This is a genomic window from Oceanispirochaeta sp. M1 (genome assembly GCF_003346715.1).
In the GTDB taxonomy this organism is placed as follows: Bacteria; Spirochaetota; Spirochaetia; order DSM-2461; family DSM-2461; genus Oceanispirochaeta.
Window position 1 is genome coordinate 94,416 of record NZ_QQPQ01000004.1, and the last position, 23,702, is coordinate 118,117.

Sequence of the window (23,702 nt, forward strand, 5' to 3'; positions counted from 1 at the left end):
ACAAATGATGATTTTCAAATTTGGGGCTGTCCTTCAAGCAGGTAATCCTTGGCAAACCAGACATGAGTTCTGATAATGCTCTCCGCCTCATCTGTGTTTACCGCCTTCAGCAGATTCTGAATAAGAACAACATGATTATCCCGGATGTTTTTTTTATCTTCCGGAACAGTTCTGGTCATGGTAAAAAAAAGATTGAGTTTCATAGTCTTGTCAAAGGCAGCCGTGAGAGCGGGAATACCTGCAAGGCTAACCAGTTCTTTATGAAAAAGAATTTCCTGTCTCCAGTCATCCAGAAGATCCTGAGTTGCCCCGTCCACCTGTTGGGCAAAATCCAGGATATCCTCTGAATTATTCTTAAGCCCCTTATTCCAATAAAGCCTGGCAGCCTTACTTTCAATTGCATCCCGAATCATAAACTGACCCAACACATCTTCAGGTCGTACAAGACGAACCTGGGTCCCCTTTCTGGGGATTGTTTCGAGGAGTCCTTCATGTTCCAATAAGAGCATGGCTTCAAGAACCGGGGCGACACTTACACCAAACTCAGATGCTATCTGTCTTCTGTTTATTATCTGCCCCGGAAGGAGTTCTCCCGCCAGCAGCTGTTCTAGAATTCTGTTATATACATCTCTTGATAAAAGCATTAGCTGTTCCTTATTACCAAAAAAAAGGGCCTTAACAGTCTCGTGATATATCACATGATAGTTCAGGTTTTACCTCAGATCAATAGTAAAATGATGTGATTTAGCAGAAATATCACAAAATTTATAGAATTTACCCATTTAATAAGGCCATTTCATAGAAAAATCATTGACCGTAACGTCATTTCCTGTTATTTATTTAGGTAGGTTGAGAAACCGTAATTGTTCTTTTTAATTTATGCAGTTCCTTATCTGTTCTGATTTCCGTCTTCGTGTTCCTTTTGTACATCCTTATAAGAGTAGCGAACTGATTTAGAATCACATGACTAGGATATGTGTAATAAAGTCGTTACGCTCTCAAATGAATTTTTTATTTTTAAATTCCGGTAAGACCGGTAAGGATGCACAATGCCCAAGAAAATCTATGTAGGTAACTTAAACTACAACACCGATGAAGACAGACTAGCTGACCACTTTGCTCAGTTTGGTAATGTTCTCAGCGCAAGAATCATTTTCGACAGAGAAACAAACCGTTCAAAAGGTTTTGGTTTTGTTGAAATGGAAGAAGATGAAGCAGCAGAAGCAGCTATCGCAGCCCTGAACAATCAGGAACTGGACAGCAGAAACCTGCGTGTTAACGAAGCTATCGAACGCGAAAGAAGACCCCGGGACAACAACCGCTTCTAAGCTTTTATTTATATAAAAGTCTTTCGGCCTGCAAAGGCCAAAAAAAATCCTCCTTTCGGAGGATTTTTTCATTTATAAGTATTCTCTAATTATATAACATCCTGATTGGGAAGCGATATAATCTTATACAGTTATTAAGCAACAGGTTCTCCAAGATGGATGGGCAGCACATTAGGAGAGACTCCTCTGGACTTTAGCTCATTATCCAGCATCAGAAGGGCATTAGGATTATCCCCTATGAGCTTTAACCTTGAAACGAGCTCACCCGCTGTGGCCTCTTCTTCCACCTGCTCATCAACAAACCACATAAGGAAACTCTCTGATGCATAATCATTCAGTTCTCTCGCCACTCTTACAAGATTATTAATAAGTGAAGTTACATGGGCCTCATGTTCGGCAACTTCCTGGAACACATCCAGGTAACTTGTCCACTCTGTCTTAGGAGCTTCAATGGCTTTCAAAGTCACTCTGGCACCACGCTCAAAAACAAAATTATACATTTTCATGCCGTGCATATTCTCTTCAAGATACTGACAGCGGAACCAGTGGGCAATTCCCAACAGACCTTTTTCTTCAAACCAGCTTCCCATTGAAAGGTAAAGATAAGCTGAAAACATCTCTGCGTTAATCTGCTCATTCAGAGCATGGGCCATTTTTTTATCTAATGCCATTTTAATCCTCTTTATCTTAGTCTTATAGTAATAATAATCAATCCTGACCATTATTTCACCTTTTTTTATATATTTAATTATTTACCATGCACAGCTACACTAAGATTACTCCTCAAAAGGCGGAAATCATAGATTATAGTCAGGCCGCATCTGAAATAAATGTTTTGTTTTATTACCTATTTTTTATAGAGAATATCCCGATACTGAACCTATAATTTTTATAAATTACTTTCAGACATTCTATGAGACAAAGGAGAAATATATTATCAATAAATTAACAATTCTACCGCTGATTTCCCTATTAATAACCTTAGCTGTTCCCCTATCTGCAGCTGATGACTGGACCGTTAAAGTGGGAACCTATCTTGAAAATGAAACAAACATCCATGAAGAGCACAGAGAATCAGATCTACAGATTACACCGGCACTGACTTTTGCTGTGTCCAATGACAATCTTCCTCTTTACCTCAAGGTTGAAGCTGAAAACAGAATGGCCGGTGATTACTATTTTGATGAATTAGACTATCAGAGTGGTCATACTGTCAGACAGAAAATCATGCTGGGAGGAACATTCGGTCTGGGTAAAGTAAGTTTCAACCCGGAGTATGAACTCAGGATCAATACACCTGCCAGGGGTGACTATCTGGACAGCAATATGGAAAACAGATTTAAAATGAACTTCGGAATCCCCTTGGGATCACAGCTGACCTATATAAATCTTATGCCCACATTTAAGGTTAATGCAAATCAGGACAATAATTTCTACAGTGAAACTGAAATCGGTTATAAGCATAATTTTAATAACAATCAGAGTGCAGCTGTCGGAATCTATAATGAATTTGAAAAAAAAGATGAATTAAATGCCGTAGAATTTCAGGCAAGACTCTATTACAACCATAAATTCGATAACGGGATTTCACTTAATCCTTTTGCAAGAATCGGTCTGTACAGACATGTGATTTCCGAAGGAGAATCAGCTCAGGATTTAAGAAGAGACCGTGTGGGAATAAAAACGTCCTACAATGCCGATAACGGCCTCTCTCCCTATACAGAGATGTGGTATCAGAATACAAATATCGCTGAGGATAAGAATAGACACACTATTCTCTGGAAAGTGGGTGTTTCCTACTCCTTCTAATGTAATTCTCTCCACCCCTTCATCATAATTCTCTCCACACCATCATCACAGTGGAGAGAATGCATGACTGGCCTAGAGCCCCTTTTCTTCCTTGAGAAGCATGAGGTCCTGCTTAAATTCAGCACTCAATTTTTTTGTATAGATTCTGTAGAGATATCCTGAATTCTGAAAATCAACAAGCTTCCGGAAATCACTTTCCCTGGCCTTCCAGGTAACCCCGTCAGTAAAGATCAGAAACACCGTGTCGTGCCGCTTTTCCTGAATAATCCTATTAACATCGCCTATTACATCGGTCTGTTTGCTTCCGGTGGCACCGTAACCCTTCACTTCAATCAGGATCTCCGGCTTTTCCCTGCAGGGAATTGCAAAATCGGCTTTTTCTGTAGAGATACCGTCCATGCCTGTAAAGCTGCAGCGGGCCTCATATTCCGAAAACACAGAGGCGACAATTGCCTCCACATAATCTTCCAGCTCCCGGCCTCTTTTCTGCCCTTTTATGGCACTGCCCCGACCGCCCTTCAGACGCTCTGTGAGAATATCTTCCCAGGTATAGGTTCTATTTATGGTATCCCTGATTTTCCCGGACAGAAAAAGGGTCTGTAAAGTCTCCACATATCCCAGAGGATTTGCTTTGAATCCACTTTTCCCGGCAGATCTGGAGTCAGAAAACAGAGATCTCAAGAGGGTATTATATTCATCCTTTGATACTTCAAGAAACAGCCTGATGATAGTGGATGCAGTCTCAAAATCCTCATCCAGAAGGCGAACAAGAGTCCAGGGATCATCATTGACTGATTCAAATTTGTTCAGGAATACCAGGACTCTCCTGGAGAAATCATCCTTCCAGTCTGTTTCAAGAGCACTCAGTTTATTCAGAAGACCGGGAGTTGTCTGGGTAATTTTCTTCATCTTCTATCTTCCTATAATCAGATATTCCTGCACTTTGGAGCGTCTGACCTTATCATGTGTTCCGAAGTGGTAGCGGTGATCCCTGCTTCTTACTTCGACACTGGATTTATATTTTTCCATCAAAGAGACGAGTACATCCAGATCAGGATATCCGTTGGATGAATAGGATAAAACAAGAATACTCCTGCTGAACTTCCTGAACATCCCTTCAAATGCCTCCAGGGCATCACCCCGGTAGGAAAAAGGGGTATATTTCTTGTGTATTTTCCGGACCTTCGTATTATACATGATTTCTTCATCTTTCCAGTATTTAGACAGACCTTCCAGAAAATGATAGCGTTTAACATAACAGTTATCGTCTGAGCGGGGTACATATGGTGGATCCATATAGACCAGATCCACCGGCATTTCCTGTAGATCAAAAACAGAACCGCAGAATGACTTGTTCATCTCTCCATTATCAAAGACAGCATTATTATACTGCTCAATCTGCTCAGTGAAATGTTCACGGAGACTGAGCTTAAGATCTCTTCGCCCATCATCATAGCGGCTCAGATCACCGGAGATGGTAAATACTCCCCTGGGCTGCTTTTTTGCACAGGAGCGGATAAGAGCCGCCATGACCAGAGATCTTTTATATGGATTATTCAAATTGGTCAAACGCCAGGAGATCAGGTCCAGGAACTCAAGGTCTTCCGGATTATAGAATATTCCCTCATAAGTTCTTTTTATAAAATCATAACAATTCCCATTCCCGGCTTCTGAATCAGAGGAATTTGAAAAATCACTGAGCATTCTGATTTCATCTGGATTCACAGTTACTGAAGGATTCTCTATAACAGCCCGGCTTAATACAGAAGGGAAGTTAAGAAAATCATTACTATAGACCTGTCTGCCCATTGTCTTGAAAAGATAAGAAACTGATGCGGAACCTGTAAATGCATCAAGTACGGAATGAAAATCCAGAGCCGACAGCTCTTCTTCTATCCAGGGAAGGAGACGGTATTTATTACCCATAAAGCGAAGTTGAGGATAGAGTTTGAAATCAGGATTCATATTCAGTTTTCAGTAATTTCTCGGTATAAGATTTTCTTCAGTCAGAGGAGGTCGGTCATAGGTACTCACCGGTCTTTCAGGAAGTTTAATTACCATAGGCTGTACTTCTTTATATGGAAAACAGGAGAGCAGATGGGAAATACAGTTTAATCTGGCCTTTTTTTTGCTATCCGCCGGAACTTCATACCAGGGAGAGTCCTTTGTATTACAATATTTGAACATTTCATCCTTTGCTATGGAGTAATCATCCCATCTCTCAATAGACTGCAGGTCCATGGGAGATATTTTCCAACGCTTAATGGGATCGTCGATTCTTCCCTTAAAACGTTTTAGCTGTTCATCCGGAGAGACGGAGAACCAGTATTTAATCACAACCATCCCCGATCTGATCAGCATCCGTTCAAATTCGGGGCAGCTTCTATAAAACTCATCCCATTGTACAGGAGTTGTAAAATTCATAACCCGATCAACCCCCACACAATTATACCAGCTTCGATCAAATAGAACCATCTCACCTTTGGCTGGAAGATAGGGAATATAACGCTGAAAATACCACTGAGACTCCTCTTTATCTGTCGGTTTACCAAGGGCCACAACATTACAGAAACGGGGATTCAGATACTGGGTGATTCTCTTGATCACTCCACCCTTGCCAGCCGCATCTCTGCCTTCAAAAAGGAGACAGACCTTCAGTTCATTCTGCTTTACCCAGTCCTGCAGCTTCACAAGTTCCACCTGCAGACGGAGAAGTTCTTCATCATATTCCTGTTTTTTCAGCTTCTTTTTTTTGGATTTTTTATCTGGCATGGTGACTCCTTTCTATTCTATCAGACTGTCAGGGTCTAAGAGTATAAGGGTATTATAATCAATAAAATAGTATTGTTCAAAAACTTAATACAAGTTCATCTGCACTGAGTTATACTTGTGAGCAAAGAAGGGGGATCGAAATGCATTACAAACCATCAGAAAACAGGTATGACAAAATGAAGTATAAACGCTGCGGAATCAGCGGGATAAAACTTCCCCGCCTGGCCCTTGGACTCTGGCATAATTTCGGAGAGAATGATGATTTTGAAACCATGGAGAACCTGGTGTTCAAGGCATTTGATCTGGGAATAAATCACTTTGATCTGGCCAACAATTATGGACCACCCCCGGGCTCAGCTGAAGAGAACTTCGGAAAAATCTTAAAAACCCATCTTCACGGACACCGGGATGAGATGCTTATTTCCACAAAAGCGGGCTATCTGATGTGGCCCGGACCCTATGGAGAGTGGGGAAGCAGAAAGTATATGCTCTCAAGCCTTGACCAGAGTCTTGCACGCCTGGGACTGGAATATGTTGATATTTTCTACTCCCACCGCCCCGATCCTGAAACACCCCTTGAAGAGACAATGGGAGCCCTGGATACAGCAGTACGAAGTGGAAAAGCGCTCTATGCCGGAATATCAAACTACCCGGCGGAAGAGGCGGCCGATGCAATTGAGATTCTAAGAGATCTGGGTACCCCCTGTCTGATCCATCAGCCCTCCTATTCCATGCTGAACCGATGGGTTGAAGGAGAACTGGATTCCCTGCTGATAAAAGAGGGTGTGGGAGGCATAGCCTTTTCACCACTTGCCCAGGGGCTGCTGAGTTCAAAATATCTGGGCGGCGAGATTCCTGAAGACTCGAGGGCGGCTCTGGACGGCTTCCTCAAAAAAGAGAAAATCACCGAAAATGTAATATCCATGCTCCAGGAGCTGAACTCCATTGCCCAACAACGCTCCCAGTCTCTGGCTCAGATGGCAATTTCCTGGATACTGCATAATCCTGCAATTACCACGGTCCTTATAGGAGCCAGCAGGGTAAGCCAGCTTGAGGAAAATGTTAAATCTCTGGAAAATCTTGAATTCAGTGACAATGAATTGAGTAAAATCAATGGAATACTGGAAAAAAACAGCTACCGGAAATAATATGCTGATACAGGAGAATAAACTTGAGCTGTAACTGCCGGCATCTACAAAAACTCAAAGAGGCCCGGGTCAGTATTGATGAGCCCACTGCGGTCTATTTAGATTATAATGCGGCATGCCCGCCGGACCCTGCAGTTCTGGCGCATTACCAGAATACCGCTATGAAAATATGGGCTCACCCGGACTCCCCTCACCTGGCAGGTCAGAAAGTTCTGGATCATATGGAGGAGCTGAAAAAAAGATGGAAAAGCCTCAGCTCCATGGAAGATGGAAGCATACAGTTCTGTCGGGGCAGTACGGATGCTCTGTCTCTTCTTCTCCGGAATATCAGGATTCCTCCCAAAGCTGTGATTACAGGGTGCTGTGAGCATAATACTGTGATTGAACAGTCCAAAGCTTATTGTAAAAAACAGAAAATCCCCTTCATTCAAATTCCCGTAAACCGTAAAGGCTGTATAGATCCGGATAAGCTGCGTTCCGATCTGAAGGAAAATCCGGAATCTCTCTTTATCTATTCACCTGTAAACCACGAGACCGGTGCTCTGCAGGATTGTGCTCTATTATGGGACATCTGCGTAGAGAACGAAACAAGAGTATTTCTGGATGCCCCCCAGGCCATGGCGAGGCTGGAGAGTGATCATTGGATGCCTTATGCACACGGCTATTCCCTCAGCGGGCAGAAAATATACGGTCTTAAGGGTACGGGGGTCTGTGTTCTGAAACCGGAGCTTGAACTCTGTGATGATAAGACAGGGAATACAGGAACTCCGGACATACCTGCCGCCTCGGCTCTGACCAGAGCCGTGGAGCTGTACAGAAAAGATCTGCCTGAACTTCAGAACTACTGGGAAATACTGTGCACAGAGGGGATTCAGATACTTTCAGCCGCCGATTTTGAGCTTATAGTACTAAGTCCTGAAAAGAATGCGCCGGGGATTCTATGCATATCTGTCCCCGATTTGTTAAAATGTTCTAAAACCATGGAAGATCTGTTTTATCATTTAAACAGAGAGGGAATTTTTTTAAGCCGTTTTTCAGCTTGTACAGGATCGGTTAACGGCAATTCCCGGATACTGGAACAAATGGGGTTCAACAGTGAATTGAGTGGCAGTTCTCTGAGAATATCCCTTGGCAGAAAGAGTAAAAGAGATGACTTTTTCAGGCTTAGAAAAGCCCTGACTACCTTTTTTGCCATAAATTCACTCTGATGGAGGAACTATGAAAACCTTAAGTTTTGGAGAAATTCTTTTTGACAGAATAGACGGTGATGACTATTTCGGTGGAGCACCGGCCAATATCGCAGTCCATCTCTCCCGCTTCGGAGCCGAAAGCTATATGCTAAGTGCCCTGGGACAGGATGTTCTGGGAAATGAAGCCTCAGAAATTCTGGCTTCCGAAAAAATTAAGTCAGATTATATATATTCCAGTCCCCATCACCCCACAGGGATTATTGAAGTACAGGTCACAAACGGTATTCCAAGCTATGATATCCGGGAAGGTTCGGCCTGGGACTGTATTACACCGGATGACGGATCTCTCAGGAAAATGATGGCCGAAAAATGGGACCTTCTGTACTGCGGCACCCTTGCCCAGAGAACTGAAAGTAACAGAAGACTTCTTAATACTGTCCTTGAAAATGGAGATTATAAAGAACTGTTTTTTGATGTAAATATCAGACAGAACTATTACAGCAAAGAGATATTAGAAAATACTCTTAAGTTCACAAGTATTCTGAAACTCAATGATGAAGAGCTGCCCCTTGTGTCGAAACTGGTTTTCGGAGCAGAAATGACCGCCGAAGATTTCTTTGCAAAAGCTTCCGGAGAATACCCCATGAAACTCCTTGTTATAACATACGGGCACGAGGGAGCTGAACTCTACCATAAAGAGACAAAGGGAAAGGCTCTCAAGATTACCGGCAGCAAGGTATTTGTTATAGATACCATAGGTGCAGGTGAAAGTTTTTCAGGAACCTTCCTCTACTACTACCTCAGGGGAGATTCACTTGAAAAAGCCGGAAAGAAGGCCGCCCTGGTTGCAGATTTTGTAGTAGGCCATTCCGGAGCGACCCCAGAACTGGATGAAAAAATTCTATCAGCTCTGGCAGAATAAAATGGTAATCCATGAATCCTGAAATGATAAGGGAAAGCCTGGGGTCCAGGGAGAATTATCCCCGCATCATCGGGCAGGAAAATATGTTTTGTTCTGCCGTCCTGATTCCCCTTGTTAAAGAAAAAAACGACTGGTCCATACTCTTTCAGAAAAGAGCGGCCGGTATCAGACAGGGCGGAGAGATATGTTTTCCCGGGGGCAGATATGATTCTGCACTGGATACAGATTTCAGAGATACTGCCATAAGAGAAACCTGTGAAGAGATCGGAGTTGTACCGGAACAGATAAAAGTGCTGGGTTCACAGGGTACTCTGGTTACCCCCATGAGCGTTGTAGTCCAGCCTTATGTTGGTATTCTTGAAATTGAAAACTATGAAGATCTGGAGCCCAACAGGGAAGAAGTGGACAAACTTTTCACCATCCCCCTGAATTGGTTCAGAGAGAACAGCCCGTCTATCTATGACCTCCCCGTAAAGGTTCACCCCTACTCGGAAAACGGAAAAACAGGAGAACGTGAATTACATTTTCCCTCCCATGAGCTGGACCTTCCGGAAAGATATAAAAGTCCCTGGGAAGGAAGCATCCCCCACAAGATATGGGCCTATAGAACCTCCAATGGGATTCTCTGGGGTATAACTGCACAGATTCTGGTTGATATGTTGCCTCTTTTACTGGAATGAGTTAAATTAAATTGTTTTTATGGGGCGGCAGGTCGTAAATAATATATGAGCATTATTTTATGAAACAGAACAGTATCGACAACAACGAAGTACTCATATTTAACGGACATCTCACAAGAAATCCCGGAAAAGCAGGCAGTCATCTTGTTATTCTGATTATGGATGAATATTTAAAATCTAAAAATTATCAGAAACTGATGCGGGATAACAGCCGCTTCTCCGTCGGGGGAAATCTTCTATACAGACTGCTAACAGAACTCTTCGAATATGTAACACGACTCTTTGAACGAATCCGTCTTGAAGATCTTAATCTGAATGAAGGAAACAAGACACTTCTCTTTCTCAAAAAATTTGCCAGTTCTTCCACAATAATTAAAAGTAAAATTGACAGACTCAACACAGTTAAACCTGTAGATCTGAATGAGCTGTTTGTTCTTCATATAGCAGGTCTTGAAAATACTGTCAGTTTTTCAAGAAATCAGGATGGGAACTCTCGTCTCAGCCTGGAAATCCCTGTGAGTTTTCTCTACAACCGTCTTATCTCATTTGTGGATAATATGGATTTTACAGATTTGAATATTATTGATACGGATGTCCGGACTCAGTTCATGAAACAGTTCAATGACCTGAATCAGCGGATACTGGAACAGAAAAAGATGATAGAGATGAAATATGCCCTGGAGCTGTCACAGGAAAGAGCCCGTGAACTGGAAGAACAAAACTCAATTCTACAGGACAAAATAAGTCAGTTTAAATTTCAGAATGACCTATATAAACGTTCTTATTTTTCACTGAAAAACCGCTACAATGCCTTTACTGTAAAAGCCGGAGTGAATATGGGAAATGATGAGATTCTGGAAGAAATATAGATTCTACTTATAGGCCAGAAGAACTTTCTTATTATCAAGAATCAGCATGGCCTTGTCAGAACCCGCCAGTCGAAGAGAGATTTTCTCTGAAACCTGCAGTACACCGTGAGGACAATCGTTCAGAAGGTGAAGCTCACCCTCTCCAATCAGCCCCTTTCCCTCTTTAAATTTATCCAGAGACGTCCCGGCAAAGATAAAAAATCCATGCTCCCGTGTAATCAGATCCAGATCCAGTCCATCGTTGGGATGAATTGCTATCTGCATTTCCGGAAATCTGTGCTCAATAATAACTTCAAGGACTGCTGTATGTACCATTACTTTAAATCTATTCTATCTGCAGCTCCAATACCAGAAAATCTTACATCCAAATGGTTCATTTTATGCTGAATCATGTATAGTAGGAAAATCAGGAGGACAAAATGGATTTAACTATGCTGGCATATAACAATTCAGCCGGGGACTATGATAGTAAATTCAGTACTTATTCAGTATACAAAAAACGGATATATGATTTTGCCGAGATACTGAGCCCAGGCAGCCGGATTCTTGATCTGGGCTGCGGCAGCGGTATCAATGCAGAAATTATGCAGAGTCAGGGACACTCCGTTACAGGTCTGGACAGTTCTGAATCCATGCTGGACCTTGCACGCCGGAGATGTCCTGAGCAGTTTTTCATACAGGGTTCTGTTAACTCCCTGGGGGATTCACTGAAGAGATATGATCTGAATGTCCCATTCGATGCTCTATGCCTATCATTTATCATAGTCCATCTCAATGATGAGGAATGCTATGATCTCCTGAAGATTCTGAGATCTCTGATAAAGGATGATGGTCTTCTCTATCTGAGCTTCATGCCCCTGGCCGAAGGAAAAACTCCAGGCTATGAAAAGACAAGTTTTTCAGAGGATGAAATATACTTCCATTACCATAATACAGATGTTCTGATCAGTATCCTTATAGAGAGTGGATTCCGGCTGGAATCCAGAATTGTAGAAGAGTATGAGGAAAAGGACGGCTCGGTTACGGCAGATCTTTTCTTGATGTTCCGCAGTACTGGAGGAGACCCACAGTATGTTTTATAGATATATTGATCACGAACTGCAGCTCTGTCTTCTTAACAGAGAGAAATCAGCAGCCCTGTACAATCTTACAAACAGAAACAGGGCCTGGCTGCGTCAGTGGCTTCCCTGGGTCGACAGCATACAGAAACAGGGAGATACAGACTACTTTATCTCCGCATGTCTTAAAAGATTTGCAACGGGTGAACAGCTCACCTGCGGTATTCTTTACCAGAACGAACTCTCAGGAGTTGCCGGATTCAATCGTTATAATTACAAAACAGCTACGGCTTATATCGGTTACTGGCTCTCCGAAGATATCTGCGGCAGGGGAGTTATGACCCGAACGGTTCAGGAACTTGAAAAGATTGCATTTTTTGATATGAACCTCAGTAAGGTAGAGATTCACTGCGCCGTTGAAAATAAGAACAGCCGAAAGATCCCCATACGCCTGGGATACAAAGAAGAAGGGACCATCCGGAGGGCCGAATATCTTTACGGCAAGATTGTGGATCATGTAATTTACGGCATTCTTAAAGAAGAATATCTCAACAGAAATAAACACTGATCTATAACGGATTATCTTTCACACAGACTCATACACGGGCATATGCCCTTTACACAGAGATTCAACTCGAATACTCATCTATATCGTCCATTTTTTATCAATAAATTTAACACGAATTAACCTTTTGGGTTTATTATTGATAAAAGCCAACCAGTTTCATCTTACACTGCTGAGGCTCCCGCCTCTACTACTACTCATGGCATAAACAACACCACATTTAGGAGCAGATCCATGAAAGCTATGAAATCAGCAGGGGTCCCCACAGATCAGAAGACAGTAGAACAACTGATCCCGACGGACATCATTCCTCAGATAGATGATATCATCAAACGTTATAAAACGTCTGAAGGGGCTCTCATCCCTGTGCTTCAGTCAGCCCAGAATCTTCTGGGTTACCTTCCTCAGGAGATACTTATTCATATCAGTGAAAAACTGAATATTTCTTTGAGCGAAGTGACAGGGGTGGTCTCGTTCTACTCTTTCTTCTCAACAATCCCCAGGGGTGAACATGTTGTCCGTGTATGCCTGGGAACCGCCTGTTATGTGAGAGGCGGTAAGGAAGTCCTGGCAGCCCTGGAAAAAGTTCTGGGCATAAGGGTGGGAGAAACCAGCGAAGACAGAAAATTTTCTCTGGAGATAGGACGCTGCTTCGGTGCCTGCGGGCTGGCTCCAGTAGTTATGATTGGTGATGATGTTCACCAGAGGGTAAAACCATCGAAGATCAGGGAACTTCTGGAACCCTATAAAGAGGAGGCGGAAAATGCATCCTGAATTCAAAAACTGTGATGATCTGGCTACATATAGAAAATCACTTAATGGAAAAGCAGAAAACAATAAAGTAGTACGCATATGTACAGGAGGTGGATGTATCGCCTCGGGTTCACTTGAAATTCAGAAAAGGCTGCAGGAGATTCTGAATGAGGAGAACCTTGATTGGACAATTAAGTGTACAGGATGTATGGGCCCCTGTGCTCACGGACCGGTACTTGCTGTGGAAAATACCGTCTATAGAGCCGTTTCGGCTGGAGACCTCCCCCGTCTGGTGGAATCTCATCTTAAAAACGGAAAGATTCTGGAGGATATGCTGCTGGATAATGGATTTGCAAAGGGCCAGAAAAAGGTGGTTCTCAGAAACTGCGGCACCATTGATCCCCTTAATCTTGATGATTATTTAGCTCGTAAGGGCTATAGCTCTCTGGAAAAGATTATCAGAGAGAATGAAACAGGAGAAAGCATTATTGAGTCTATTAAAACCTCCGGACTGAGAGGTCGTGGTGGTGCCGGATTTCCGACCTGGATGAAATGGAGTATGACCCGCAAGGCGGCTGGAGATAATAAGGTAGTTCTTTGTAACGGTGACGAGGGAGACCCCGGAGCCTTCATGGATAGATCTGTACTGGAGGGTGACCCACACAGCCTGATAGAAGGTATGAGTATTGCTGCCTATGCCGTGGGAGCCTCCTGGGGATATGCATATGTAAGAGCCGAATATCCCCTGGCTGTTGCACGTCTTGAAAAGGCCATATCCCAGGCCAGAGAGTGCGGACTCCTGGGCAGTTCTGTTCTGGGAAGCGGATTTTCCTTTGATATAGAGATAAGGATGGGTTCGGGAGCCTTTGTCTGCGGTGAGGAGACAGCACTTATCAACTCTATAGAAGGAAAAAGAGGAGAACCCAGAACCCGGCCGCCCTTCCCTGCTGAAAAAGGACTCTGGGGATTACCCAGTCTTCTGAATAATGTGGAAACATACGCCAATATCCCCGCTATTATGGAGATGGGCGCAGAAAACTACAGTACCCTGGGAACAGAGAAAAGTTCCGGAACCAAGATATTTGCCCTGGCTGGAGCCGTAAACAACACAGGTCTGGTGGAAGTACCCATCGGAACCCCTCTGGGTGACCTTATCTACGAAACAGGCGGAGGCATCAAGGGCGAGGGAAATTTCAAGGCTGCCCAGATGGGTGGACCTTCGGGAGGATGTATTCCCAAAGAACACCTCAATGTCCCCATGGATTATGACAGCCTGAAAGAGTTTGGAGCCATTATGGGTTCGGGCGGGCTGATTGTTATGGATGATGAAACCTGTATGGTGGATGTGGCCCGTTTTTTCCTGGAATTTGTTCAGGAGGAGTCCTGCGGTAAATGTGTCCCCTGTCGAGTGGGAACCAAGAGAATGCTGGAAATCCTTGAGAGGATCTGTGGCGGAGAAGGTGTGGATGGCGATATTGAAAGACTGATTGAACTGGGAGGACGTATTCAGGATACAGCACTTTGTGGATTGGGACAGACGGCACCAAACCCCGTGCTCTCAACTATACGGCACTTCAGAGAAGAATATGAGCAGCATATAAGAGACCATCACTGTGCTGCAGGAGTCTGCCCCGAGCTGGTAAGAGCTCCCTGCCAGAGCGCCTGTCCTGCAAGTGTTGATGTTCCGGGCTTTGTCTCCCTTATAGGAGAGGGAAGATATGCCGAGGCTCTTAAGCTTCATAGAGAGAGGAATCCCTTCGCTGCAGTCTGCGCCCGTGTCTGCTTTCACAGCTGTGAAGATCACTGCCGCCGATCTACACTGGATGAGTCTGTCTCCATCAGAGGGGTTAAACGCTTTATGGTGGACCGTGAAGTTACAATTCAGACACCTGAATGCCGTGAAAACCCTGAAAACGAATTAAGAAAAATTGCCGTGGTAGGAGCCGGGCCTGCAGGATTAACCTGTGCCTATTTTCTGGCCAGACTCGGTTACAGGCCTGATATATTTGAAGCCTCTGTAAGACCGGGAGGAATGCTGGTTCAGACCATTCCCGCCTATCGTCTGCCCAGAGAGACCCTGGCCAGAGAAATCAGAATGATTGAAACTATGGGAGCCAGTATCCATACAGAAAAGGTTATGGGAAGAGATTTTACCATTGAGTCTTTGAAAGAGGATGGATACCAGGCTGTATTTATAGCGGTAGGAGCCTCTGAGAGTCTGAGTATGGGACTTCCCGGTGAAGACGCCCGGGGAATTATTCAGGCTGTCCCCTACCTGGGGGAATACAATATGAAGGGCTCCGCCCGGACAGGTGAAAAGGTCATGATTATCGGTGGTGGAAATGCTGCTTTCGATGCTGCCCGCACGGCAAAGCGACTTGGAGCCGAATCTGTGGGGATTATCTACAGAAGGAGTCAGGAAGCCATGCCGGCTTATTCAGAAGAGATCGAAGATGCTCTGGAAGAGGGTATCACCCTTCACTGTATGTCTCAGCCTCTTGAATTCCTGAAAGATGAGACAGGTGACGTAAGAGCTGTACGCTGTATGCCCATGATTGCAGGTGAGTTTGATAAGAGCGGACGTAGAAAATCTACAGCCTCCCAGGATAATGAGCAGATTTTTGAGGCTGATCAGGTGATTATCGCCATAGGTCAGAGAATGGATATTCCTGCCCTCTTCGGTAAAGAGAGCCCTGAACAGACTGCTGCCGGATTTCTGAAAACAGATCCCCTGACAGGGGAAACAAGTATGGACAATATATTTGCCGGAGGCGATGCAGCGGAAGGTCCCTCCACGGTGGTCAGAGCTATAGCTGCCGGAGAGCTGGCGGCAGCGGGTATAGATCTGAAGCTGACAGGAGAGGACCATGCCTTCTGGCGCTGGGAAAAGGAGTTGGATACAGCCTTTGATCCCGATGCAGATCCTCTGCCCTATCCAAGGAAAAAAGTACCTGCGCTGGATCCACAGCAGAGGATTCACAACTTTGAAGAAGTGGAACAATCCTGGAACGAACATACCGCAGTAAGACAGGCAAAACGCTGTCTGCGCTGTGACTATGGTAAGAATGTAAGAGTCAGGGAGGAGAGTCATGTCTGAATGCACACTGAACAGTATGAAAATTGATTTTGAGCCGGGTGAAACCATTCTGACTGCTGCAAGAAGAGAAGGAATCCGCATACCCACTCTCTGTTTCCTTGAAGGAAAGGAGCCCATGTCGGCCTGCCGGGTATGTGTTGTGGAAGTTGAAGGTGCTCCAAGACTTGCAGCGGCCTGTTCAACCCCCATAAGAGATGGAATGGTCATTATGACAAATAGTCCCAGAGTCAGGGAAGCCAGAAAGGAAGTTGTCTCTCTGACTCTCAGTGAACATGAAGGTAACTGCAGTTGGTGTGACCGCTCTGATGACTGTGAGCTTAAGGCTCTGGCCTATGAACTCGGGATCAGAGAGGCACCGGAGGCAGGAGAAAAACCTGTAGAATACTATGATGAGTCCACGTTCTCCCTTGTGAGGAACTCTGCCAAATGCATCAAATGCAGACGCTGTGTAACAGCCTGTAACAGCATTCAGGGTGTAGGTGCCCTCTATCCCCAGGGTCGTGGGTTCAGTACAGAAATAGCACCTGCATTTGCCGGACTGCTCTCCACTGTAGCCTGTGTTCAATGCGGCCAGTGTGCTGCGGTCTGTCCCGTGGGTGCTATTACTGAAAAAACTCATATCCCCCAGGTGGTGGCAGCCCTGGAAGATCCGAAAAGACATGTAATCGTTCAGACAGCTCCTGCCATCAGAGCCGCACTGGGAGAGTGTTTTGATATGCCTCCGGGAAGCCTGGTAACTGGAAAGATGGTTACCGCACTGAAAAGGATGGGGTTTGACGCAGTATTCGATACTAACTTTGCTGCCGACCTGACCATACTGGAAGAGGGAACCGAACTGCTTCAAAGATTGAAAACTGTAGTAAAAGATGGCGGAGAAGCCGCTTTACCTCAGTTTACCAGCTGTTCTCCGGGGTGGATTCAGTTCACCGAGTATTATTATCCCGAGTTTCTGCCCAACCTCTCAACATGCAAGTCTCCCCAGCAGATGTTCGGTGCCCTGGCTAAAACCTATTATGCTGCCAAAGCCGGTGTAGACCCTGAGGATATGACAGTGGTCTCTATCATGCCCTGTACTGCTAAGAAATTTGAAGCCGCAAGAGAAGAGATGAACGACAGCGGATATCAGGATGTGGATTATGTTCTGACCACCAGAGAGCTGGGACGGCTGATCCTTCAGTCGGGTCTGGATTTCGTTAATCTTCCTGACAGTGAGATGGATGCTCCCCTTGGAATATCTTCGGGTGCGGCAGATATATTCGCCAACACCGGAGGTGTTATGGAGGCGGCCCTCAGAACTGTACATGAGATTGTCACAGGCAGGCCTCTGCCAAGTGAAGATCTTCATATTAAGCCTCTCTCCACACTGGAAGGGATTAAAACGCTGTCACTGGTTCTGAAAGATACAGTTAAAGAGTGGAACTTTCTGGAAGATGTTGAAGTACGGTTGGCCGTAGCCCATGGACTGGCAAATGCATCAAGTTTACTCGAGGCCATAAAGGCCGGTGAAGAGACTTTTCATTTTGTTGAAATAATGACCTGTCCCGGTGGATGTATCGGAGGAGGTGGTCAGCCCCGTCTTACAAACGACAGTGTAAGGCAGGCCAGAATTGATGCAATCTTCAGGGAAGATGAAGGTAAGCCCATCAGAAAGTCTCATGAGAATCCGGCTGTAGCATCTCTCTACAGAGATTTTCTGGGAGAACCGCTGGGAGAAAAATCACACCATCTTCTGCACACCGGATATAAGCAGAAGAAAAAAGTGAATATGGGAGTCTGAAAAGTATCTAAAGAAGCCTTATAAGTGAAATACCCCCGGAATTGTTCCGGGGGTATTTTTAGGATTTAATAGTTTAAATAGATCAGCCTGCCATCATCTGCATCAGACCGCCGCCGTTTGTTATCCTGCTGAACCCCTGCTGCTCCATCATTCGGGCTGCATAGGCACTTCTGGCACCAGAGGCACAGTAGACAGTGATTTCTCTGTCAGTGGCACCCAGTTCTTCCATTCTTCCGGGAAGTTCATCCAGAGGAATATTGACTGCATCGGGATATGCACCCCCTGCAAACTCCCCAGGAGTTCTTACATCCACGACAATGGCTGCTCCGTCATCTGCTGCTGCAGTTTCAGTATCAATGTCCCGGGCACTATCCTCTGCTTCTACAGCATCAAGAGACTTCTCTTCAGGAGGAGTCATAGGAATCTGCAGGAACTTCAGTCCACCGGCCCATCCAAGATGCTCAATACCGGGATAACCACCGCTGATAAACAGGCTCTTGGTATAACCGGCCTGTAGAAGCTGACGAACAACTCTGTGGGCTGTCTTTCCATTATCATCCAGAACAAGAATCGCCGTATCTTCAGAAACCTGAGCCAGCTCTTCCAATACCTTTTCAGGTGCCAGATTAACTGCGCCCTGTATATGGCCTTTCTGGAACGTGAAATAATCTCTTATATCAATTAAGGCAAGCTTTTTGTTTTCAACAAAGGCTTCCACTTCTTCAGGAGTTATGGAGGGACTGTAGCCGCTGATTCTATTCTCTGCAGTAAATCCTGCCATATTGATAGGATCGTTGGCAGAACCGAAGGGTGGAGCATAGGCAAGATCCAGTTCTCCCAGATCTTCCACAGTCATACCCGCACTTACCGCTGTGGCCAGTACATCAAGTCTTTTATCCACACCATCTTCACCATAAACCTGGGCACCAAGCACCTTTCCACTCTCTGCTGCATAAATCAGCTGAATAGACACAAGTGATGCTCCGGGATAGTAGGAAGTATGATTCTCTTTTCTTATTACGATAGACTGAGCATCAATTCCATTGGCCTTTGCCAGTTTAAGACTGAGTCCTGTACTTCCGGCAACCGCGTCAAATACTCTTACGATGGAAGTTCCCTGAGCACCCTTATAGCTTTTCTTTTCACTTTTATCAGCGGCAAGAGCATTAATGGCTGCAATTCGGCCTTGTCTGTTCGCAGGTCCTGCTAGAGGTACACGGACTTTAGTTCCGGATACGGAGTTAAGAATCTCTGCCATATCACCGCCTGCATAGATATCAGAATCTGATGTCTGAAGATATTCATCCACCTCGAGTCCACCGGAGCTTCCGATTGAGAGTCCCGCATCCTGAGCCAGCTTCAATGTGGGTTTAACCCCTACTGAGAGAAGGACCATATCTGCCGCAATCTTCTGTCCGTCATCAAGACTCACATTGCCGTCAGCTATTGCCGTAACAGAACGGCCTGTGTGTACATCAATATTCCAGGCTGCCATCTCTTTCTGAATAAAACCGGCTGTTTCCGCTTCCATCACTGACATGACATGGGGTGCCAGCTCAACAACTGAGACTTTTAATCCCCTTTTGCGCAGTGCCTCTACCATCTCAAGACCGATGAATCCACCACCCACAACTACAGCTGTTTCGGGTTTTTCATCTTCGATATATGCATTGATCTTGTCCATATCCTCCAGAGTCCAGAGGGAGAAAACATGTTTTTTGTCGACTCCTTCCAGTCCGGGAATAAAAGGCTTTCCACCCTGGGCCAGTATCAGTTTGTCATATTCATATTCTGTCTGATCACCGCTTTCACTGTTACGTGCCAATACTTTTTTATTATCCCGGTCAATGCTGACGGCTTCGGTCATGGTTACAACCTTAACACCGTACTGATCCCGGAAACTCTCAGGACTCTGTAGAATAAGTTTACTGCGGCTCTTGATATCTCCGCCTACATAATAGGGAAGACCGCAGTTGGCAAAAGAGACATCCGGTCCGGCTTCGAGTATTGTTATTTCCACATCGGGATTAAGTCTTCTTGCTTTAGCTGCTGCAGTTGCTCCTGCGGCGACACCGCCTATAATCAGTAATTTATTCATTATTATCCTCACAGTTCATAATTTAATTATTTATACCTATATAGTATTTATAATATATTCCATTGTCAAGATGTTTTGTTCTTTTTTTATTGATTCTTTAATATCAATAAAAAATTACTCTCTCAGACCTCGACTAAAAAAAGACAGAGCAATAATATCACTCTGTCAGTTCTACTCAGACTCCATTCTTCCTTTTGCACTATTGAAAGTACATATTCCCCTGGGTCCCTTTTATCTGGAGGTATTCGGTGGAGGCGGTGTTAATTACAACTTCACCCTCAGAGCCCTGGAAGGCAATATTGAGAAGGATCTATCCACAGCTGGCGGACAGGCTGTATTAAGTGATGGAACCATGGATTTTGATAAACTCTGGGGTTTCGGTTATCTGGCAGGAGCCGGATTCGGCATTACTTTTGATAATATCAGTATTGATTTGAATGCCACCTTTAGAGATATAAGGCATGATCTGAATTTCAAAGCAGACTATACGGAATTTTCCGAGGTCAGCCCGGGAGAAACATATGATCAGGGTGAATCGGTAATTCTGCTTATGAGGGGAATCTCTTTGGGAATCAGCGGCAGTTTAACATTTTGATTTTTCTTAACCGGCACTTTGTATGGACTGAATCTCCTCGAGGAATTTCAGCCATTTATAGGCAGAGTCTCTTGGGGTTCCATAATGGAAGCGGTAGAGAACCTTCTCATAATAGAATTCAAACTTCTGCTGCTTAAAGATACTCAGGGCTTCCAGCTCGGAAATGGGAAAGATCAAGGTCTCACCCTTAGTGGTGATAAACTCAAGATTATCCTTAAAAAGTTTCAAATCCCCCTTACACAGAGGTTTTAGAGGGACAAGCCCGGAGCCTGTAAGAAGTGTAAGATTTTCATTGTAAATAAGAGGTTCTTCAGGATTTTCCTCAGCAAGATAATCCGCAGTCATCTTTGATGTAATATCCTGCTGCCAGTGGTTCCACTCTGAAAGGCTCTCAAATGGAAAGTCCGATGATTTATCAGGGAAAATCCCGTATTCATCAATTGTAAATTCCCAATCACAGCACTGGCAACGCACATCGTGTCCCTCTGACTTAAGGGCATCCACAGTTTTACACTTTGGACATATGTAGGTAAATAATTCCAGAGTCTCTGCTCTATTATTACTCTTCAGTTTTACGGGATTATCCTTCTGGAACTGAAAATCATCATTAAAGAGACCCTTTCGGAGACGTTCCTCAATCTCATCAACTTTCAGTGCTTTAATCTCATCCTGGGAAATCAGAACTTTAACTTCAAGAATGACCCGGCTCTTACGGATATCCTTTGTCCAGACCCAGCGTGGCTGTGAAATATACCCCCCCTTGGTGACAACAGCCACGACAGGGATTTTAAGCAGTTTTACAAGTTTGGGAGTTGCCGGGGTCATGGGCTGGTTCAGTCCGTCCCAGCTGGTCTGTCCTTCGGGATAGAGGCCGATAATACCGCCTTCTCTCGCCTTTTTGTGCATATAACGCACAGTATCAAGGTCGGACATCCCCTTGGTTATGGGTATCGTCTGTACCTGCTGGAACGCCCATCGCAGAAAAGGATGACGGAAAACAGCGTCATTTGCCACCCAGTGTATAACCCGGGACTGGTTGGATGATGTCATTACAGGATCAAAGTTTGTAACATGATTACCTACCAGTAGAAAAGGAGCAGGCATATCCTCAAGAAGATGCCAGTTCTCAAGTTTGACATTCAGTTTGGGATTATAGATGGATCCGGCAACAAACTGCCCGAAATGCCATACAAATCGGCCCATGAGTCCCAGCTTACCATCTTTAACTTTAATATCCTTGGTCATGATGCCTCCTCTTGTTGTTGTATCTAGAAATGATAGTGAGCTTTTAATAGAGAGGTCAAGGGAAAAAGTATTAATGATTCTTAAAGAGAGACGTCAGCCCGGGAAAATCTTTTTCATATCTTTCAAGAGCTGTCAGCCCTGCTTCGTTAAGCATATACACACCCCTCCGGACTCTGTCGAACCATCCGTATACATTTTGTGACAGTATGGGCTGCACCTTATCCGGTCTGGCACTCAGCTCCCTGAGCTGCCTGGGAGAGGCTTCTCCCTGCCGTTTAAGTAGAACTGCAAGACGTACAGCTTCCTGCCGATAAGCTGTGATCCGTTCCTCTGTACTCGGAATACCACCTTTATTGAATTCACCATAACGCCCATTGACTTCACGGAGTATGGCGTTCTGTTTTTTGGGGCGCATCCTCTTATCATAGGGCTTGGGGTGCATAACCATATCCACCCTGGTTTTTGTTTTCATAAAACGAACAAGAATCAGCCCCACTTCCAGTTTTCGCAAAAGGTTTCTCAATCCCCGGGAATTGGGAAGATCTTTTTTTCCGGGAGGGACAGGTACGGCAATATAGACTGAATCGGAAATGTCCTTCCGTCTGGCAGCCTGGATCAGAAGTGCCACAGAGACTCTGGTTTTCAGCTCAATTAGGATCATTTCATCACCCTTGAGAGCCACAAGATCACAGTCCTGCACTTCTCCCCGGATGGAATATCCCTGGTTCTCCAGATATATTTTAAGAGGATCATAAAGATCCGATTCTTTTATACTCATATTACTTATACTCTACGGCCAATTTCAATTCACCCTTTAAACCATGGGGACAGAATAAGCGATTCTAAAACAAGTTCAGCTGACTGTCTCTGTCATAGTCCTTTCTATAAGCCCTGATAATATCATCCATCCTGTAAAGAATGCCACGGGCTTCACATTCCTTTTTAAAAAGTGTCTCGAGAGCGGCCGCCTTAGGAAGAGCACAGCCATAACTATCAGAAAAGAATCTTTTATACTTCTCACTTAATCCGGGAAAATGTCTGTCCAGCTGTTTATAATACCAGTCTCTCTGATTATCTCTCAATGTCACTCCGAAGCCCGCATAAATAAAGGGAACCCCCGCCTTGTGGCCTGCATCAATAACAGCAAGAATATTCTCGGCATTATCCTCAAGAAAGGGAAGAACCGGCATAAGAAGAATCCCTGCAAAGAGTCCCGCACTGTTCATCTCGGCAAGAGCTTCAATTCTCTCCGCCGGACGGGAGACCCGGGGTTCGATTATTGATGCTAAAGCCTCATCCATTGTGGTCACTGTCACTTTCAGAAGGAGAGGAGAATGGGAGCTGATTCGGCGGAATAGTGGAATGTCCCGAACCACAAGGCTGCTCTTGGTAGCAAGGCCCAGACCGAAACGGGCCCGGTCAATAAGCGTCAAGGCTCCCCCTGTAAGTTCCAGGGTATCCTCCAGAGGATTGTAGGGATCAGACATGGCCCCCATGGCAATAACCCCTTTGCGCCTGCGGCTGCCGAGTTCTTTCTCCAGAATTTTCAATGCCCCCTCTTTAGGCCTGATCCTGTCAAAGTCATCAACGTGATAACAGGAACTCCGGCTGTCACAGTAGATACATCCGTGGGAACAGCCTCTGTAGAGATTTAAATTATATTCAGTCCCAAACCACTTAGACTGCATCTTATAAGATGAGAGTATGGTTTTTGCTTTGATCCACTCCATCATTCATGAGAATATCACAGCTTCAACTGTTATTAATGCATTAATCCTGATCTTCTGTTACTATTT

23 protein-coding genes are annotated in these 23,702 nt (G+C 44.6%); 13 read left to right on the forward strand and 10 right to left on the reverse strand.

Going from position 1 to position 23,702, the window contains the following annotated elements; translation table 11 throughout:
• Positions 1-14: 14 nt before the first annotated feature.
• Positions 15-644 carry a GntR family transcriptional regulator gene (locus tag DV872_RS03665; protein ID WP_114628495.1) on the reverse strand — a complete coding sequence of 210 codons (630 nt, stop codon included), beginning with the start codon at positions 642-644 and terminating at the stop codon, positions 15-17.
• A 405-nt stretch (positions 645-1,049) separates the two neighbouring features.
• Here DV872_RS03665 and DV872_RS03670 point away from each other — a divergent pair, with 405 nt between their 5' ends.
• Positions 1,050-1,328 carry an RNA-binding protein gene (locus DV872_RS03670; protein ID WP_114628496.1) on the forward strand — a complete coding sequence of 93 codons (279 nt, stop codon included), beginning with the start codon at positions 1,050-1,052 and terminating at the stop codon, positions 1,326-1,328.
• Positions 1,329-1,462: 134 nt separating this feature from the next.
• Here DV872_RS03670 and DV872_RS03675 read toward each other — a convergent pair whose 3' ends face one another.
• Positions 1,463-1,999, reverse strand: coding sequence for a ferritin (locus DV872_RS03675; protein ID WP_114628603.1), 537 nt, complete (start codon positions 1,997-1,999; stop codon positions 1,463-1,465).
• A 352-nt stretch (positions 2,000-2,351) separates the two neighbouring features.
• Between DV872_RS03675 and DV872_RS03680 the strand changes: the two genes are divergently transcribed.
• Positions 2,352-3,137, forward strand: coding sequence for a hypothetical protein (locus DV872_RS03680; protein WP_114628497.1), 786 nt, complete (start codon positions 2,352-2,354; stop codon positions 3,135-3,137).
• Between the two features lie 72 nt (positions 3,138-3,209).
• On the opposite strand, the gene DV872_RS03685 is transcribed toward DV872_RS03680, so the two are convergent.
• From DV872_RS03685 to ppk2, 3 genes are read right to left on the reverse strand one after another with little or no spacing between them, the layout of a single operon-like run.
• Positions 3,210-4,046 carry a DpnII family type II restriction endonuclease gene (locus DV872_RS03685; RefSeq protein ID WP_114628498.1) on the reverse strand — a complete coding sequence of 279 codons (837 nt, stop codon included), beginning with the start codon at positions 4,044-4,046 and terminating at the stop codon, positions 3,210-3,212.
• Positions 4,047-4,049: 3 nt separating this feature from the next.
• Positions 4,050-5,102: a DNA adenine methylase gene (locus DV872_RS03690; protein ID WP_216664356.1), complete on the reverse strand. Its 1,053-nt coding sequence runs from the start codon at positions 5,100-5,102 to the stop codon at positions 4,050-4,052.
• Between the two features lie 9 nt (positions 5,103-5,111).
• The gene (ppk2, locus tag DV872_RS03695) at positions 5,112-5,909 is read right to left on the reverse strand and encodes a polyphosphate kinase 2 (protein ID WP_114628499.1); all 798 of its coding nucleotides are present in this window, start codon (positions 5,907-5,909) and stop codon (positions 5,112-5,114) included.
• Positions 5,910-6,049: 140 nt separating this feature from the next.
• Here ppk2 and DV872_RS03700 point away from each other — a divergent pair, with 140 nt between their 5' ends.
• The 5 genes from DV872_RS03700 to DV872_RS03720 are packed head-to-tail and all read left to right on the forward strand — an operon-like array spanning position 6,050 to position 10,718.
• Positions 6,050-7,057, forward strand: a complete 1,008-nt coding sequence (locus DV872_RS03700) for an aldo/keto reductase (protein ID WP_114628500.1) — start codon at positions 6,050-6,052, stop codon at positions 7,055-7,057.
• Positions 7,058-7,080: 23 nt separating this feature from the next.
• A complete protein-coding gene (locus tag DV872_RS03705) occupies positions 7,081-8,265 on the forward strand; it encodes an aminotransferase class V-fold PLP-dependent enzyme (RefSeq protein WP_158546816.1) in 1,185 nt (394 codons plus the stop codon).
• 10 nt (positions 8,266-8,275) lie between these two features.
• A complete protein-coding gene (locus DV872_RS03710; protein WP_114628502.1) occupies positions 8,276-9,169 on the forward strand; it encodes a PfkB family carbohydrate kinase in 894 nt (297 codons plus the stop codon).
• A gap of 11 nt (positions 9,170-9,180) precedes the next feature.
• Positions 9,181-9,849 (forward strand): CoA pyrophosphatase, encoded by a 669-nt coding sequence (locus DV872_RS03715; protein WP_114628503.1) that lies wholly within the window; start codon positions 9,181-9,183, stop codon positions 9,847-9,849.
• A 59-nt stretch (positions 9,850-9,908) separates the two neighbouring features.
• Complete coding sequence (locus tag DV872_RS03720; protein WP_114628504.1) at positions 9,909-10,718, forward strand: hypothetical protein; 810 nt, start codon at positions 9,909-9,911, stop codon at positions 10,716-10,718.
• Positions 10,719-10,721: 3 nt separating this feature from the next.
• On the opposite strand, the gene DV872_RS03725 is transcribed toward DV872_RS03720, so the two are convergent.
• Entirely contained in the window at positions 10,722-11,033 is a 312-nt protein-coding gene (locus DV872_RS03725; protein ID WP_114628505.1) for a hypothetical protein, read from the reverse strand.
• A gap of 104 nt (positions 11,034-11,137) precedes the next feature.
• On the opposite strand from DV872_RS03725, the gene DV872_RS03730 reads away from it, so the two are divergent.
• The 5 genes from DV872_RS03730 to DV872_RS03750 all read left to right on the forward strand — a co-directional run bounded on the left by DV872_RS03730 (position 11,138) and on the right by DV872_RS03750 (position 17,968).
• Complete coding sequence (locus DV872_RS03730) at positions 11,138-11,800, forward strand: bifunctional 2-polyprenyl-6-hydroxyphenol methylase/3-demethylubiquinol 3-O-methyltransferase UbiG (RefSeq protein ID WP_114628506.1); 663 nt, start codon at positions 11,138-11,140, stop codon at positions 11,798-11,800.
• A complete protein-coding gene (locus DV872_RS03735; RefSeq protein ID WP_114628507.1) occupies positions 11,790-12,344 on the forward strand; it encodes a GNAT family N-acetyltransferase in 555 nt (184 codons plus the stop codon). Before DV872_RS03730 ends, DV872_RS03735 begins: the two co-directional genes overlap by 11 nt.
• 231 nt (positions 12,345-12,575) lie before the next feature.
• Positions 12,576-13,115: an NAD(P)H-dependent oxidoreductase subunit E gene (locus DV872_RS03740; RefSeq protein ID WP_230391383.1), complete on the forward strand. Its 540-nt coding sequence runs from the start codon at positions 12,576-12,578 to the stop codon at positions 13,113-13,115.
• The gene (gene nuoF, locus DV872_RS03745) at positions 13,105-16,191 is read left to right on the forward strand and encodes an NADH-quinone oxidoreductase subunit NuoF (RefSeq protein ID WP_114628508.1); all 3,087 of its coding nucleotides are present in this window, start codon (positions 13,105-13,107) and stop codon (positions 16,189-16,191) included. Before DV872_RS03740 ends, nuoF begins: the two co-directional genes overlap by 11 nt.
• Positions 16,184-17,968: an NADH-dependent [FeFe] hydrogenase, group A6 gene (locus tag DV872_RS03750; protein ID WP_114628509.1), complete on the forward strand. Its 1,785-nt coding sequence runs from the start codon at positions 16,184-16,186 to the stop codon at positions 17,966-17,968. Before nuoF ends, DV872_RS03750 begins: the two co-directional genes overlap by 8 nt.
• An 82-nt stretch (positions 17,969-18,050) precedes the next feature.
• Here DV872_RS03750 and DV872_RS03755 read toward each other — a convergent pair whose 3' ends face one another.
• Complete coding sequence (locus DV872_RS03755) at positions 18,051-20,066, reverse strand: FAD-dependent oxidoreductase (RefSeq protein ID WP_114628510.1); 2,016 nt, start codon at positions 20,064-20,066, stop codon at positions 18,051-18,053.
• A gap of 202 nt (positions 20,067-20,268) precedes the next feature.
• On the opposite strand from DV872_RS03755, the gene DV872_RS03760 reads away from it, so the two are divergent.
• A complete protein-coding gene (locus DV872_RS03760; protein WP_147283091.1) occupies positions 20,269-20,661 on the forward strand; it encodes a hypothetical protein in 393 nt (130 codons plus the stop codon).
• Positions 20,662-20,667: 6 nt separating this feature from the next.
• Here the strand turns inward: DV872_RS03760 and DV872_RS03765 are convergent, their stop codons facing one another.
• The 3 genes from DV872_RS03765 to DV872_RS03775 form a co-directional block, all read right to left on the reverse strand.
• The gene (locus DV872_RS03765; RefSeq protein WP_114628512.1) at positions 20,668-21,906 is read right to left on the reverse strand and encodes a 1-acyl-sn-glycerol-3-phosphate acyltransferase; all 1,239 of its coding nucleotides are present in this window, start codon (positions 21,904-21,906) and stop codon (positions 20,668-20,670) included.
• Between the two features lie 70 nt (positions 21,907-21,976).
• Positions 21,977-22,684 (reverse strand): DUF2161 family putative PD-(D/E)XK-type phosphodiesterase, encoded by a 708-nt coding sequence (locus tag DV872_RS03770; RefSeq protein ID WP_114628513.1) that lies wholly within the window; start codon positions 22,682-22,684, stop codon positions 21,977-21,979.
• 64 nt (positions 22,685-22,748) lie between these two features.
• Positions 22,749-23,639 carry a radical SAM protein gene (locus tag DV872_RS03775; protein ID WP_114628514.1) on the reverse strand — a complete coding sequence of 297 codons (891 nt, stop codon included), beginning with the start codon at positions 23,637-23,639 and terminating at the stop codon, positions 22,749-22,751.
• Positions 23,640-23,702: the final 63 nt, after the last annotated feature.